The organism is Mycobacterium sp. DL (assembly GCF_039729195.1).
In the GTDB taxonomy this organism is placed as follows: Bacteria; Actinomycetota; Actinomycetes; order Mycobacteriales; family Mycobacteriaceae; genus Mycobacterium; species Mycobacterium hippocampi_A.
The window spans coordinates 4130579-4145173 of the sequence record NZ_CP155796.1 but is presented as its reverse complement, the minus strand read 5'-3'; the positions used below and the strand labels follow the sequence as shown (position 1 = coordinate 4145173).

15 protein-coding genes are annotated in these 14595 nt (G+C 67.0%); 6 read left to right on the top strand and 9 right to left on the bottom strand.

Features of this window, described 5'->3' with window-relative positions:
• Nucleotides 1–438: 438 nt before the first annotated feature.
• The 3 genes from aztD to aztB are packed head-to-tail and all read right to left on the bottom strand — an operon-like array spanning nucleotide 439 to nucleotide 4575.
• Entirely contained in the window at nucleotides 439–1641 is a 1203-nt protein-coding gene (aztD, locus tag ABDC78_RS19795; RefSeq protein ID WP_178361572.1) for a zinc metallochaperone AztD, read from the bottom strand.
• A 37-nt stretch (nucleotides 1642–1678) separates the two neighbouring features.
• Nucleotides 1679–2542, bottom strand: a complete 864-nt coding sequence (aztC, locus tag ABDC78_RS19790; protein ID WP_347133525.1) for a zinc ABC transporter substrate-binding protein AztC — start codon at nucleotides 2540–2542, stop codon at nucleotides 1679–1681.
• A gap of 38 nt (nucleotides 2543–2580) precedes the next feature.
• Nucleotides 2581–4575 carry a zinc ABC transporter permease AztB gene (aztB, locus tag ABDC78_RS19785; protein ID WP_256736412.1) on the bottom strand — a complete coding sequence of 665 codons (1995 nt, stop codon included), beginning with the start codon at nucleotides 4573–4575 and terminating at the stop codon, nucleotides 2581–2583.
• A gap of 20 nt (nucleotides 4576–4595) precedes the next feature.
• Between aztB and aztA the strand changes: the two genes are divergently transcribed.
• Nucleotides 4596–5264, top strand: a complete 669-nt coding sequence (aztA, locus tag ABDC78_RS19780) for a zinc ABC transporter ATP-binding protein AztA (protein WP_178361570.1) — start codon at nucleotides 4596–4598, stop codon at nucleotides 5262–5264.
• Here aztA and ABDC78_RS19775 read toward each other — a convergent pair.
• Nucleotides 5257–5616: a hypothetical protein gene (locus ABDC78_RS19775; protein ID WP_178361569.1), complete on the bottom strand. Its 360-nt coding sequence runs from the start codon at nucleotides 5614–5616 to the stop codon at nucleotides 5257–5259. The two genes, aztA and ABDC78_RS19775, sit on opposite strands and share 8 nt — an antisense overlap.
• Before the next feature lie 61 nt (nucleotides 5617–5677).
• Here ABDC78_RS19775 and ABDC78_RS19770 point away from each other — a divergent pair, with 61 nt between their 5' ends.
• Nucleotides 5678–6445 carry a 5-oxoprolinase subunit PxpA gene (locus ABDC78_RS19770; protein ID WP_178361568.1) on the top strand — a complete coding sequence of 256 codons (768 nt, stop codon included), beginning with the start codon at nucleotides 5678–5680 and terminating at the stop codon, nucleotides 6443–6445.
• A gap of 14 nt (nucleotides 6446–6459) precedes the next feature.
• Here ABDC78_RS19770 and ABDC78_RS19765 read toward each other — a convergent pair whose 3' ends face one another.
• The gene (locus ABDC78_RS19765; protein WP_178361567.1) at nucleotides 6460–6792 is read right to left on the bottom strand and encodes an ArsR family transcriptional regulator; all 333 of its coding nucleotides are present in this window, start codon (nucleotides 6790–6792) and stop codon (nucleotides 6460–6462) included.
• Between the two features lie 103 nt (nucleotides 6793–6895).
• On the opposite strand from ABDC78_RS19765, the gene ABDC78_RS19760 reads away from it, so the two are divergent.
• Genes ABDC78_RS19760 through ABDC78_RS19750 form a run of 3 tightly spaced genes read left to right on the top strand, consistent with a single transcriptional unit; the run spans nucleotide 6896 to nucleotide 10263 of the window.
• Nucleotides 6896–8098 (top strand): MFS transporter, encoded by a 1203-nt coding sequence (locus tag ABDC78_RS19760; RefSeq protein ID WP_178361566.1) that lies wholly within the window; start codon nucleotides 6896–6898, stop codon nucleotides 8096–8098.
• A gap of 9 nt (nucleotides 8099–8107) precedes the next feature.
• A complete protein-coding gene (locus ABDC78_RS19755) occupies nucleotides 8108–9022 on the top strand; it encodes an MBL fold metallo-hydrolase (protein WP_178361565.1) in 915 nt (304 codons plus the stop codon).
• On the top strand, nucleotides 9013–10263 hold the full coding sequence (locus tag ABDC78_RS19750) for an SLC13 family permease (protein ID WP_178361564.1): 1251 nt from the start codon (nucleotides 9013–9015) through the stop codon (nucleotides 10261–10263). The genes ABDC78_RS19755 and ABDC78_RS19750 overlap by 10 nt, the downstream gene beginning before the upstream one ends.
• Here the strand turns inward: ABDC78_RS19750 and rlmB are convergent.
• The 4 genes from rlmB to ABDC78_RS19730 are packed head-to-tail and all read right to left on the bottom strand — an operon-like array spanning nucleotide 10260 to nucleotide 13634.
• The gene (rlmB, locus tag ABDC78_RS19745; RefSeq protein ID WP_178361563.1) at nucleotides 10260–11201 is read right to left on the bottom strand and encodes a 23S rRNA (guanosine(2251)-2'-O)-methyltransferase RlmB; all 942 of its coding nucleotides are present in this window, start codon (nucleotides 11199–11201) and stop codon (nucleotides 10260–10262) included. The genes ABDC78_RS19750 and rlmB overlap by 4 nt on opposite strands.
• Nucleotides 11201–12616 carry a cysteine--tRNA ligase gene (cysS, locus tag ABDC78_RS19740; RefSeq protein WP_347133156.1) on the bottom strand — a complete coding sequence of 472 codons (1416 nt, stop codon included), beginning with the start codon at nucleotides 12614–12616 and terminating at the stop codon, nucleotides 11201–11203. The genes rlmB and cysS overlap by 1 nt, the downstream gene beginning before the upstream one ends.
• 23 nt (nucleotides 12617–12639) lie before the next feature.
• The gene (ispF, locus tag ABDC78_RS19735) at nucleotides 12640–13140 is read right to left on the bottom strand and encodes a 2-C-methyl-D-erythritol 2,4-cyclodiphosphate synthase (RefSeq protein ID WP_256736411.1); all 501 of its coding nucleotides are present in this window, start codon (nucleotides 13138–13140) and stop codon (nucleotides 12640–12642) included.
• 5 nt (nucleotides 13141–13145) lie between these two features.
• A complete protein-coding gene (locus ABDC78_RS19730; RefSeq protein ID WP_178361561.1) occupies nucleotides 13146–13634 on the bottom strand; it encodes a CarD family transcriptional regulator in 489 nt (162 codons plus the stop codon).
• 305 nt (nucleotides 13635–13939) lie between these two features.
• Here ABDC78_RS19730 and ABDC78_RS19725 point away from each other — a divergent pair, with 305 nt between their 5' ends.
• Complete coding sequence (locus ABDC78_RS19725) at nucleotides 13940–14542, top strand: hypothetical protein (RefSeq protein ID WP_347133155.1); 603 nt, start codon at nucleotides 13940–13942, stop codon at nucleotides 14540–14542.
• The last annotated feature ends 53 nt before the right edge of the window (nucleotides 14543–14595 follow it).

Genomic DNA, 14595 nt, shown 5'->3' with positions numbered 1-14595 from the left:
CCGGCCGTTCACCGTCGGACTGTGCACGGCGTGCGACTCGGAGTTGACAGACTCGTCGGTGCGGGAACTCCGTAGCGTCGTCCGCGGCTGCCCACATGGCGTGCTGATCGTGACCCAGTGCCAGCTAGGCCAATTGACCTGTGCTACCGGCGTTTCCGAAGGCGGTGTGATGATGATGCTGCAGCCGTGCACGGTCGATCGAGTTCCTGTCGCCTCAGTGGTGTGGGTGGGCCCGTTGAGAACGCGAGCTGATGTTGATGCCGCATGCACGTGGGTGGCCGCCGGCTCGTGGGATCGCCAGAACCTGCCGCTCGGTTTGCGGGCCGACCAGACCCTCACGAGGTCCAGCAACCAGAACTGACCTCTGGCCTCAATCCTGCAGGCGTCGCACTCGGCCGGTGGGCGGACACCACCCACCGGCCGAGTACGCCCTTCTACTCAGTGATGATCGTGACCTGCAGCGCCGCTGAGCTCATTGGGCGTCTGCTCCAGCGACCCGGACGCGGTCACCGCGCCGTCCTGCAGGTCCACCAGGTGAATCTGCTTGGCTGCAGGGTCACTGACGTACACAGCATCTTCGCGGGTGAAGACCGCGGGCCCCGGCTGCTGCCAGTCGTCGGGCTCCGACCACGGCTGGGTCACTTGAATCGAACGCACCGTGTCACCGGTCACCGGGTCGAAGACATATAGCTTGCCGTCGGTGCCGAGAATCAGCGCCTCGCCCTGGGGTCCCCGCCCGAGCGAGCGGAACCAGTAGCTCACCGACGGCGGCAGCGCGACGACCCTGAGCTGGTCGGTGGTGGTGTCGATCAGCGAAAACTGCTCCGGACGTTCGAGTTCGGCGTCCGGATCGATCTTCATATCACCGAGCACAACCGGCGAGTCCTCATGCCCGCGGGTATTGCCGATCCGACCGTATGGCGTCGGACTGGCGATCTTGGTGAACTCGCCGTTGGCGTACTCCAGAACCCCGTCCTCGCAGCCCAGCACCACCACCTCGTCAGCAGCGACCGTCTCACCGTGGATGCCCGGGCACTCCTCGCTGCGGGCGACCTCTTGATCACCCTGCATCGCGACGGCCCCGGTGCGGTTCTCCGAATCGCCGATGCTGTGCACCAGCGTTCCGTCACCGAGGATCACCGCGACCCCGTGGTGAGCTTCGGGCGTCGTGAAATTCTCCGTCTCCGGCATGCCGTTTTCCAGGTCGTGCGGGTCGAACGCCATGATCTCCCCCGACCCGTCGGCGAACAGCACCGTGCGCTCACCATGCGCCACAACGTGTCCGGCCTCGTCGGCCGGGAACGTATCGTCGGTCAACTGCCCGCCGGCAGCGTCCAGAATCCGAAAGCCGTCACTTGTGGTGACCAGCACGTGACTCTGGTCTCCAGCCGGGTTGACGCGCAGGAACCCCTCCAACGGAATGTCCTCCTGCACCTCGAGGGTTTCGCCATCGAGGATGTAAAGGCCCCCGTCATAGGTCGCCACCAGGGGTTCGTTGACCGGCGCGGACCGCGCCGGACTCTCCTGAGTCGTCTCGGCACCCTGCGTGCTCTCAGCATCGTTGCCACCCGAGCACGCCGCCAGGGCGACTACCGCACCCGAGGCCACACCGACGCGGTAAAGCCACCGCGATTTGGACATAATCTGCTCCCTCCGAGCTGATCAGAACGGCCTGCGCCTATCGCAGGCCGGTAACAATGGCTTCGATATTCGCACGCATCATGTCGAGATACGTTGCTCCCGAAGTCCCTGGTGGGCTTAGTGATTCGCTGTAGAGCGGCACGATCTGCACCTGGACTCCGGCGTCCTCGGCCAGTACCCGCGCCAGCCGTTCCGGCTGCGATGAATCCACGAAGATGGCCGGCACGCCGGCGCTTTCGATCGCGCCGACGAGCGATTGCAGGTCGGAGGAACTCGGAGCGGCCAAAGTGGTACCGCTGGGCACGATCGCGCCGATGACGGCGAAGCCGAACCGCTGCGCGAAGTAGCCGAGCACATGGTGATTGGTCACCAGCTTGCGCCGGTCGGCAGGAATCGTACTGAGTCGCTGCACCATCGACGCGTCGAGTTCGCGGAGCTCTTCGCGGTAGGCCTCAGCATTGCGCGACAGTGCATCTGCGTCGATACCTTCGACTTCGCCGACGATGGCTTCCTCGATGGCGTCGACGGCGGCGATCATCCGTTGTGGGTCGGTCCAGAAGTGCGGGTCCGGAACGCCCATGCTGTCGCCTTCCGCGTAGCGAATGGGATTGATGTGATCACCGACGGCAAGTGTCGGAATCCCCTGTTCAGCGGCGCTTTCCACATTGCGGATCACGTTCTCTTCCAGGCCGAGTCCGTTGTAGATGATCACACCTGCGCTCGACATCGCGGCAGCTTCCTGAGCGGAGACACCAAACGAATGCGGGTCGGCGTTCGGCTTCATCAAGACCCGAACCGCGGCGGAATCCCCGACGACATTGCGGACCACGTCTCCGAGAATGTTGGTGGTGACGACGATGTCGCCGCCGCCGGACGTCCCACCACATGCCGTCGACGCCACGGTGAGGAGAGCGACGATGCATATCAGTGCCCACCGTCTCACCGGCCGGTCTCCACCATCAACCCTGGAGCCACCTGCGTGCTCAAGGTCCGTGCGATGCGCAGCCCGTCGGCGTAGTCGATCTCGTACACCTCCCGGGCTTCGACGTTGTTGATGTAGGCGCGGTCGGAGTCGATATCGATCACCGGCTGAAGGCCATCGGTCGGAATGTCGCCGGGAAAGATCGGCACTCTGGCGGTCTCGGCTCGCGTGTTCACGTCGAACATGCCCAGCGTGCCGTCGCGGTGCAGCACCAGCACGGAGCCGTCACCGGCGGTGTTCACCGCAACCGCGTCCGGTACGGAGATCAAAACCCATGAGCGCTGCCGACTGTCGAGAACCCAGACGTGACCGTCTGCGACACCAGCGAATACATCTGCGCGGTCGCGATGGCTCATAGCCCGGGGCCGCTGCGTCGGGGCGTCGGCCGGAAAGGGCAGCTGGGTCACCGCAAGCTCACCACCGCCGCCGGTCACCCGCACCGCGCCGGTCTCGCAGCCGAACACCACCGCACGCCGGGTGGGCATCGACCAAGCGGGATTCGGGCACTTCCCGGACAACTCCGCGGGGCCGTCGTCGCCGATCACCTGCATGCCGCCACCATCGGCGACCGCCACCAACCTGCTGCCGTAGGGCACCACGGAGACGATGTCGTCACTCACAGCCAGCCCGGTCGGTGGTTCGACCGTCCGCTCACCGAGCGCTTCCCGATCAAGCAGTTCCACGCTGCCCGTGGTGCTTTCGACGGCAACAGCAGAGTTGCTCGCGCTCACCGAGGCCCCCGGTGCATCCAACGTGCCGACCACGGCGGGATCAGTGGCGAAGTAGTGATAGTGGTCGCCGTGGTCGAACGTCCACGCCCCGGCATCGACGATCGTGGTGCCATCTTCGGTACGCAGATAGGCGAATCGCCCGTCTCCGGTGAGCGAGGCGACCGGCCCGTAGGCGCCGACGGCCGTCTCGGTTTCGTCCACCGCGTCGTACACCGAGGTTTCGCCCGTGGCGGGGTCCACCAACACCAGTTTTGTCAGCGGCCCGTCGAGTTCGCGCGCGCCTTCTACGGACACGTCGTCGTGTCCGTCGGCCGACGGTTCTTCCGAAGGCGGCGGTGGCGTCCCTCCTCCGGCGCACCCTGCCACCAGACAGACCGAGGCGGCCGCGACCGAGACCTGTTTCCACTTTCTCCGAATGACCGACAGGAGGGTGGAGGCGAAGAACATCAGAACGGCGACGCCGGCGATCGTCGCGCCACCAGCCGTACCCGCGTGCCACGAGATGACAAGGCCCACATACACCGCAGCCGAACCCACGAGCGCGGCAAGCACCATCACCTGCGGTATCGAACGCGCCCACGTCAACGCGGTCGCCGCAGGTGCGACGAGCAATCCCAGCACCAACAGGGTTCCGACCACATGGAACGACGCGACCATCGCCACGGCCATCAGCACCGTGACGGCGGGGATCGCCAGCTGCGGCCGCAGGCCCAGGGTTGCGGCTTTGCGCGGATCGAAGGTCACCGCCACGAAGGCGCGGTGCCCGATGATCACCGCTGCGAGCGTCAGCAGTAAAGCTGCGCCGAGCACCACCGGATCGGTGGTGCGCACCGCGAGCACATCGCCGAACAGAAAAGCGGTGAGGTCGACGGCGAAGCTCTGCGAATGCGACACGACGATCACGCCGAGAGCGAGCATGCCGACCAGCAGAAGCCCGATGGCCGTATCCGACGACAACTTCGACGAGCGCCCGATCGCCGCGACGCCGACCGCCATCACCAGTGCCGCAACCAACCCACCGATCATCAGGCTGAGCCCCGTCAACGCCGCCAGCGCAACTCCCGGCAACATGCCGTGCGTCATTGCCTCACCAAGAAAAACGCTGCCCCGCAACAACACCCAGCAACCGACCAGAGCACAGAGGCAGGCCGCGATCACGCCGGCTGCCAGCGCTCGCAGGACGACATCCGCCTCGAACGGTTCGGTCAACCAGTGCATCATGTCGTACACTCTTAGCAGTAATGACAATCATTTTCAATAAACAGTGCTCCAGGCATTCCGGTGTCGATGTGGATGGCCTCGACTTCGGCTATCCCGGAACCGTGGTGTTCCGGGACCTGACGGTGTCCATGACGCCCGGCGCCGTCACCGTTCTTGCGGGATCGAACGGATCGGGGAAGTCGACGCTGCTGGGCCTGATAGCCCGGGTCCTACGACCCGACCGCGGCCAGATCCGCGTCGGTGCAGGCAGCGTCGCCTTCGCGGTGCAGCGCAGCACTGTCACCGACTCCTTTCCGATCACCGTCGCCGACGCCGTGATGATGGGTCGCTGGCGCCACCTCGGCCTGCTCCGTCGCCCCGGTGCCGACGACCGCGCCATCGTTTCGAAATGGCTGGACGCTCTCGGCCTGGCGCATCTGCGCGACCGCAGAATGGGCGAACTGTCGGGTGGCCAACGGCAACGCGTGCTGTTGGCGCAGGCGTTCGCTCAGGAGGCTTCGATCCTGCTGCTCGACGAACCCACCACCGGTCTCGACGCTGCAACGCGCGCCGTGGTGACCGCTCACCTGCGGGCGATCGCCGACTCCGGCGCGACAGTCATCGCCGCCACACACGATGCGGACGTGATTCGCGCAGCCGATTTCCGCATCGACCTCGACGTGGCCGGCCGGACCGATGCGGCTAGCTGAACACTGTGAGCGGGAGCGCGACGAGACCGCTCTGCGCGCGTACCGACAGCACATAACGGCCGTCGGACGGGGCCGAAATGCGCAATGGCGCCACCACAAAACCGATCTCGCCGCCGAGACTGGATTCAGGCACGTCAAAATCGTGCTCCGTCGACCCGCCCCCGGGGGTGGTGATCGTCAGGTTGACCGTCGGCGCCTTGTCGAAAGGCTGCGTCTGGGTGAGAACCACGAGGGTCACCGGGATGACACGATCGGGACCGATGCGATATGTGTCGACCACACCGCCGCGGACATCGAGTTTGTTGTCGGCGACCGACGCGGACTCGGCGAGCATGGCACCAGTGACGATCACCGCCCCAAAGTACCTGAACGCTCCGCGCCAAGGCACCGATCACCACAGCTAGGCTGGCGACGTGCCAGCACTTTCGGTCGACCTCAACGCTGATCTCGGCGAAAGCTTCGGCGTGTGGACACTCGGCGACGACGAGGCCATGCTGGACATCGTCACTTCGGCGAATGTGGCCTGTGGCTTTCACGCTGGAGACGCAGCCACCTTGGCGCGCACCTGCCGCGCAGCGGCCAGTCGCGGTATCCGTATCGGCGCACAGGTGAGCTACCGAGATCTCGCCGGCTTCGGCAGGCGCTTCATCGACGTCGATCCTGAAGAGCTGACCGCCGATATCGTCTACCAGATCGGTGCCCTGCAAGCGCTGGCGCGAGTCGCGGGATCAAACCTCAGCTATGTCAAACCCCATGGGGCGCTGTACAACGCCGTTGTCACACACCACCATCAGGCACGCGCGGTAGCAGAGGCGGTGCACTCGGTGGACCCCGCGCTACCGGTGCTCGGCCTGGCAGGGTCGGTGCTCTTCACCGAACTCGAGCGGCTGGGTCTGCGGACGGTACCCGAGGCATTCGCCGACCGCTCCTACCGACCCGACGGCCAACTGGTGTCCCGCCGCGAAAGCAATGCGGTGCTCAGCGACGTCGATGAGATCACCGACCGGGTCATCTCGATGGTCACAGAAGGTCAGGTTCGCGCGGTGGACGGCTCGATGATCCCGACCGAGGTCGAATCTGTTTGTGTGCATGGAGATTCACCAGGTGCGGTGCAGATCGCGACGGCCGTGCGCGAACGGCTGGTAGCAGCGGGTGTGACGCTCGGTCCGTTCAGCGGCTGACCGGGCCGAGGAGGCTACCGATCGGCTTCGATGTTGGCGCTGCGTACCACGCTGCCGAGCAGTCCGGGAATGGCCGCCTCGACGTCGTCGAGGCGCAGGCGCTGGTAGGTCAGGCCGTCGATGACCAGTCGTTCGATGACGCCCGCCTCACGCAGGATCCGGAAGTGATGAGTTGCCGTCGACTTGTTGATTCCGTCATACAGAGCGCCGCACTGCAGAGGTGAGCCCGCATTGAAGAGTCGCCGCACGACCTCGAGGCGAACAGGATCCTGAATCGCGCCCAGCACCTGCTGCACCGACCCGACCGACTGGGCAGCAGAGTCGGCGACGCGCACTTCGTCGGCCAAAAGGTGTCCTTCACCACGGGCGGTTTGATGATTGTCGAACCCAGCGTACTCTCGACAAGGTTCGATGTTCGTCGAACCTACTCGACCGGGGAGTGACACTGCGATGGTGGCGTTCGACCGTTCGCTCAACGACACGCAATGGTGGGCCTACCCACTTCTGCTGGTGTTGAGCGGCGTAGCGCTCGGGGTCTCCGGGATACCCGCGCCGCTCTACGGCGTCTACGAGGCGAACTGGCACCTCTCCCCTCTCGCCACCACCGTCGTCTTCGCGGTCTACGCCGTGGCGGCGCTCGCCGCAGTCCTGGTGTCCGGCAAGATCTCCGACGTGGTCGGCCGCAAGCCGGTGCTCCTCGGGGCGCTGGCGGCACTGCTGGTCGGCCTCGGCGTGTTCCTGATCGCCGACAGCATGGCGATGCTGCTGTTCGCGCGCGCCATCCACGGTGCCGCGGTCGGTTCCATCGTCGTGGCCGGAGCGGCGGCACTGCTGGACCTGCGACCGGATCACGGAGTGCGGTCGGGCCAACTCAGCGGTGTCAGCTTCAACATCGGGATGACGGTCGCGATCCTGGGCTCGGCGCTGCTGGCCCAGTACGCACCCCACCCACTGCGCACGCCCTACGCGGTGGTCGCGGTGATCTGCCTGATCGTCGGTGTCGGCCTGGTGGCGCTGCGCGAACCCCACACCGCACGCACCCGCGGTCCGATCCGGATCGCCAAACCTGCCGTGCCGCAAGAGATCCGTGGCGACTTCTGGTTCTCGGCGCTCGGTGTCATGGCGTCCTGGTCCGTGCTCGGGGTACTGCTGTCGCTGTACCCGTCGCTGGCCGCCAGGCAGACCCACATCGACAATCTCGTCTTCGGTGGCGGCGTCGTCGGCCTCACCGCGTTCGCCGCCGCACTCGCCCAGCTCGCCGCGACCCGGCTCCCGGCGAGATACTCGGCGATCATCGGTGACGTCGGAATGGCGGTGTCGCTGCTGCTGACGATTCCGGTGCTACTGAGCCATCAGTGGCAGCTGGTGTTCGTCGCCGCCGCGCTGCTCGGCGTGACGTTCGGCCTCGGCTTCGGCGGGTCGCTGCGGCACCTGTCCGACGTCGTGCCCGCCGACCGCCGTGGCGAGACGATGTCGGCCTTCTATCTGCTGGCGTACACCGCGATGGCCGTGCCCACGCTCATCGCGGGGTGGGCGGCGACGCAGTGGGATCTCGCCTCGGTGTTCCCATGGTTCGCGGGCACCGTCGCCGCTGCCTGCCTCGGCGCCGCCATCGCGGGGACGCACAGCGTCAGGGCGGCGCGCACACCCTAGGGTGGCTCCATGCGTCTGAAGCTCGGCCGGCCCGACCTGAGCGGCTACAGTTCTCATTTCGACCTACCCGAGGCCTCCCAGGCGACCCCGCTGTCGGTGGCGTGGGGAGGCGTCACGACGCTACTCGTCGACGACGGCAGCTCAGCGGTCATGACCGACGGATTCTTCTCCCGGCCAGGACTTCTCAGCGTCGCCGCACGTCCACTGGTCTCATCGCGCGCACGTATCGACTCAGCCCTGTCACAGCTCGGAGTGAACCGCCTCGACGCGGTGGTTCCCGTGCACACCCACTTCGACCATGCAATGGACTCCGCGGTGGTTGCCGGGTTGACCGGTGCCCGACTGCTCGGCGGTGCGTCCGCGGCCTTCATCGGGCGTGGCCACGGTGTTGATCGTGTCGACACCGTCGAGTCGGGCGAGCCGGTGACCGTGGGCAACTTCGACATCACGCTGATCGAGGGCAGCCACTGCCCGCCGGATCGCTTTCCCGGCGCGATCACAGCACCGGTCGTCCCCCCGGCCAAGGTGTCGGCGTACAGATGTGGCGAGGCATGGTCCATGCTTCTGGACCACCGACCCACCGGCCGGGCGCTGCTGATCGTCGGTAGCGCGGGCTTCGTGCCGGGCGCGCTGACCGGCCGGCGTGCCGACGTGGTCTACCTGGGAGTCGGGCAACTGGGACTCCAGCCGCAGAGCTACCTCACCGAGTACTGGACACAGACCGTGCGGATGGTCGGCGCCCGCAGGGTCGTACTGATCCACTGGGACGACTTCTTCCGCCCGCTGGACAAGCCGCTGCGCGCGATACCGTACGCCGTCGACGATCTGGACGTCTCGATGCGAGTGCTGACCCGGCTGGCCGCCGAGGACAGCGTGCAGTTGCACTTGCCCACGCTCTGGCAACGCGCCGATCCATGGAGCTGACGTTCGCGCTGCTGGCGCTCGTCGCGGTGCTCGGATTCGCACTGATCCGGCCGCACGGATGGCCCGAGGCGATCGTGGCGGTACCGGCGGCGGCGCTGGTCCTCGCCACCGGCGCGATCTCCTGGCCCGCGGCGACGGCCGAAGTGGGCCGGCTACTGCCGGTGGTGGGATTCCTCGCCGCGGTATTGGTCCTGGCGCGGCTGTGTGACGACGAGGGACTGTTCCGCGCAGCCGGCCTGATGATGGCCAGAGCCACCTCGGGTAGCCAGAACCGTTTTCTGGCTTCGGTATTCGCCATCGCCGCCGCGGTGACCGCGATCCTCAGCCTGGACGCCACCGTGGTGCTGCTGACACCGGTCGTGCTGGCCACCGCGCGCACCCTCGCCGTTCCGGCCCGACCGCACGCGTACGCGACCGCACATCTGGCCAACAGCGCGTCTCTTCTGCTGCCGGTGTCCAACCTCACCAACCTGCTGGCGTTCAGCGCTGCCGGGTTGACATTCGTGCACTTCGCCGCCGTGATGACGTTGCCCTGGCTTGCCGCCATTGCCGTCGAGTTCATCTTGCTACGTTGGCTTTTCGCCAAGGACCTGGCAGTGCACCCCCGCCGGGATGCGCCGGTGGAGCCGATCGAGGTGCCGAAGTTCGCCCTCAGCGTGCTCGGCCTGACCCTCGTCGGCTTCGCCGTCACGTCCCTTCTCGGCTTCTCACCGGCGTGGGCTGCGATGGCCGGAGCTCTGGTGCTGGGTGTCCGCGGCCTCGCCCGCGGCCACACGTCCGCCGGTCGGATCGTCGCCGCGCTCGACATCCCCTTCCTCGCCTTTGTGCTCTGCCTCGGCGTCGTGGTCGCCGCGGTGATGAACAGCGGGCTGGAATCGGTGATGCAGCAGGTGATTCCCGACGGACAGGGCCTGCTCGCGCTGCTCGGGATCGCCGCCGTGGCCGCGGTACTGTCCAATGTCGTCAACAACCTCCCAGCCGTGCTGGTGCTGCTGCCGCTGGTGACCGCAGCCGGTCCCGCCGCGGTGCTCGCGGTGCTGATCGGGGTGAACATCGGGCCGAACCTGACCTATGTGGGCTCGCTGGCCAACCTGCTGTGGCGAACAGTGGTGCGCCGCGACATGACCGACGGCAGTGCCGGTTTCGTCGAGTTCAGCCGGGTCGGGCTGTTCACCACACCCGCCGTGCTGGTCGCGGCCGTTCTCGGCTTGTGGGCGGGAGTCCAGATCTTCGGGATCTAGGTCCTGCGCTGCCGGGCGATCTCGGCGAGCACGACGCCGGCCGCGACCGACGCATTGAGCGACTCGGTGGGACCGGCCATCGGGATGGACACGATGGCATCGCAGTTCTCCCGCACCAGCCGCGACAATCCCTTGCCCTCCGACCCGACCACGACCACGATCGGTCCGTCGCCGGCGATCTCGTCGATCGCGGTGTCCCCGTCGGCATCGAGGCCGACAACCTGCAGACCTGAATCCGCCCACTGCTTGAGCGTACGATTCAGATTCGTCGCCCGCGCCACGGGCAACCGCGCCGCCGCCCCGGCGCTGGTGCGCCACGCCACCGCGGTCACCGACGCCGATCTGCGCTGCGGGATCAGCACGCCGTGTCCGCCGAACGCCGCGACCGACCGGACGATGGCCCCCAGGTTGCGCGGGTCGGAGATGTTGTCCAGCGCCACCAGAAGCGGCGGGGCCGCTTCACGTTTCGCCTCGGCGAGCAGGTCGTCAGGATGGGCATAGTTGTAGGGCGGCACCTGCAGGGCCAGGCCCTGGTGCATGCCGTTGGCCGCGATCCGATCCAGGTCGTGGCGAGGCACCTCGAGTATCGAGATCCCCTTGTCGGCCGCGATCTGCACAGCTTCGGTGAGCCGTTCATCGGAGTCGGTTCCCAGCGCCACGTACAGCGCGGTCGCCGGCGCTCCGGCGCGCAGGCACTCCAGAACCGGGTTCCGGCCGAGGACGATCTCGGTCTCATCGGTCTTCTTGTGCCTGCCCTGCTGCTTGCGGGCGGCCTGAGCGGCGCGCTTGCCCGCCGGGTGGTGGGGCCGCTGACTCGCCGGCGGTGTCGCGCCCTTGCCTTCCAGCCCACGACGCCGGACGCCGCCCGACCCGACCGTCGGCCCCTTCTTGGTACCGGACTTGCGCACCGCGCCTCGCCGCTGGGAATTGCCCGCCATTACTTGTCCGTCCCGTCCGACAGTGACCACTGCGGGCCGTCAGAGGTGTCGGTGACCTCGATGCCCGCCTCCTTGAGCCGGTCGCGGATCGCGTCGGCTTCCGCCCAGTCGCGGCTTGCCCTGGCCTCGGCACGCCTGCGTACCTCAGCCTGCACCAACACGTCGACCGCCGCCAGCGCTGCCGACGTCTCGTCGCGCGACTCCCAGCGTTCGTCGAGCGGATCGGCACCGAGGATCCCCATCATCGCCCTGATCGACATCGCCTGGGTCAACGCTGTCTCGTGGTCTCCGGCATCCAGAGCCCGATTGCCTTCAGCACGTGCGGCATGTACCTCGGCGAGCGCGGCGGGCACCGCAAGGTCGTCGTCCAGCGCCGCGCCGAACTTCGCCGTCCACTCCCCCGGTGCCACCGCCCCGACGCGGCTGCGCACCCGGTGCAGGAAATCCTCGATCCCGGCGTATGCCTTCGCCGCGTCCTGCAGGGCGTTCTCGGAGAACTCCAGCATCGACCGGTAATGCGCGCTGCCCAGGTAGTAACGCAGCTCTGCTGCGCGAACCCGTTGCAGCACAGCAGGTATCGCCAGGACATTGCCCAATGACTTGCTCATCTTCTCGCCACCCATGGTGACCCAGCCGTTGTGCAGCCAGAACCGCGCGAACCCGTCACCGGCAGCTTCGGCCTGCGCGATCTCGTTCTCGTGGTGCGGGAAGACCAGGTCCATCCCCCCAGCGTGGATGTCGAACTCTGCGCCGAGGTACGCCTCGCACATCGCGACGCATTCGGTATGCCAGCCCGGCCGACCGCGACCCCATGGCGTCGGCCACGACGGCTCGCCCGGTTTCGCGCCCTTCCACAGAGTGAAGTCGCGCTGATCCCGCTTGCCGGTCGCGACACCCTCACCCTGGTGGACGTCGTCGGGCCGGTGCCCGGAGAGCTTGCCGTAGTCGGGAAGTGTCGCGACGTCGAAGTACACATCGCCGTCCCCGGCATAGGCGTGTCCCCGATCGATCAGATTCGCGATCAGTTCCACCATCTGGGTGATGTGGCCGGTCGCCCTGGGCTCTGCCGACGGCGGGAGCACCCCCAGCGCGTCGTACGCAGCGGTGAACGCACGCTCGTAGGTCGCCGCCCATTCCCACCACGGCCGTCCCGCATCGGCGGCCTTGTGCAGGATCTTGTCGTCGATGTCGGTGACGTTGCGGATGAACGCGACGTCAAAACCCTTGGCGGTCAGCCAGCGGCGCAGTACGTCGAACGCCACGCCGCTGCGGACGTGGCCGATGTGAGGTAGGCCCTGCACCGTCGCACCGCACAGGTAGATCGAGACGTGGCCGGGCCGCAGTGGCGCAAAATCGCGCACACCGCCAGACAAGGTGTCATAGAGCCGCATCACTGATGCGGGGCGTTCGGTCACGACGGGCCAGCTTACCGGCCAGATCAGGCCTGTTCGTCATCGCCGACCACATCGGCTGTCAGGAGTGCGGTGGCGATCGCCGCCAGGCCCTCGCCACGGCCGGTCAGGCCGAGGCCGTCGGTGGTGGTCGCGGACACCGACACGGGAGCGTCCAGGAGATCGGAGAGCAGCTGTTGCGCCTCGGCGCGTCGCGGACCGATCTTCGGGCGGTTGCCGATGACCTGTACCGCGGCGTTGCCCACCCGCATGCCTGCACCGGTCACCAGTGAGTGCACATGCCGGAGCATGTCCACTCCACTGACCCCGCGCCACTCGGGACGGTCGGTCCCGAAGACCTCCCCGATGTCGCCCAGGCCTGCTGCGGACAACAGTGCGTCACACAGGGCGTGGGCGGCAACGTCGCCGTCGGAGTGGCCGGCGCAACCGTCGGCGTCTTCGAACAGCAAGCCCAACAGCCAGCACGGACGCTCGGCTTCGATGGGGTGTACGTCGGTGCCGAGCCCGATTCTCGGGATCGACATCATTGCCTTCAGGAGGCGGTGGCGAGTGCCTCGTCGAGAATGGTCGCAGCCTTCTCGTCTTCGACGTTCTCGGCGAGCGCGAGCTCGCCCACCAGGATCTGCCGGGCCTTGGCCAGCATCCGCTTCTCGCCGGCCGACAGCCCACGCTCCTGGTCACGACGCCAGAGATCACGGACAACCTCGGCAACCTTGTTCACGTCGCCGGAAGCAAGCTTCTCGAGATTGGCCTTGTACCGGCGTGACCAGTTGGTCGGCTCTTCGGTGTGCGGAGCGCGCAGCACCTGGAAGACCTTGTCGAGGCCCTCCTGTCCGACGACATCGCGCACACCCACGTACTCGGCATTGTCAGCGGGTACCCGAACGGTGAGATCTCCCTGGGCGACCTTCAGGACGAGGTATTCCCTCTGCTCGCCCTTGATGGTCCGGGTTTCGATCGCCTCGATCAACGCAGCACCGTGGTGTGGATAGACGACGGTGTCTCCGACCTTAAAAATCATCAGTTTCGAGCCCCTTTCACCCCTCGATGTTAACACGGGCCGCCAAGGGGTGCGGATCAACTATGCAGGTCAGGGGCACAGAAGGTGCGGACCAGGGGTTGACATGCCACCGAATCCATGCAAGACCGGGGGTGTTTCGCGCCGGCGTCGCGGTAGCTGTCACGCAGTCGCCGACGTCCGGAACCGGCTGTCCGCGAGACGGTTCGCCCCTGCGCTACCGCGCGCACCGGTCACCTACTACTCTGCATAGTCGAACCCTAGTGACCGGCACGCATGTCGCCCCGTCGGCCGAGCAGGAGGCCCCAGTGAACCCCTTCGAACGGCGCACGCGTGCACACGGCAGGTCGGTCCCCGCTCTGGCGGCGTGCGGCGTGGCCGCGACCTTCCTGCTGAGCGCCTGCAGCGCCGGCCAGGTCGCCCAGACCGCCACCCAGGAACCCGCGATCAACGGCGTGAGCGCCCTGCTCGGCCCGATCGCACTGCGCAACATCCACCTGTACGCGGTCCAGACCACCGACTACGTCCAAGAGGGTCAGGATGTGGAGTTGGTCTTCGTCGCCGCCAATGCCTCGCCCGATGTTGCCGACGAACTCGTCTCGATCACCTCCGATGTCGGCACCGTGACGTTGTCCGGTGATACCGCTGTTCCGGTCAGCGGCTCGCTCAAGGTCGGGAAACCCGATGGCGAGCTCGCGGCGCTGGAGAACGTCGAGCCGGTGGACACCGCCCAGGCCACCGTGGCGCTGTCCGAGCCCATCACCAACGGACTGACGTACGACTTCACGTTCACCTTCGAGAAGGCCGGTGAGACGACGGTCGGCGTGCCGATCTCCGCGGGCGAGGCACCGCGTCGTGACCATCCGGTCGAATCCGGCCATTCCGGCGGGTCCTCGGGCGGCGGCCACTGAGGCCAACCCGCAGCGTCGACGCCCGACACGGCGCCGATCGCTGAGGTTCTGTC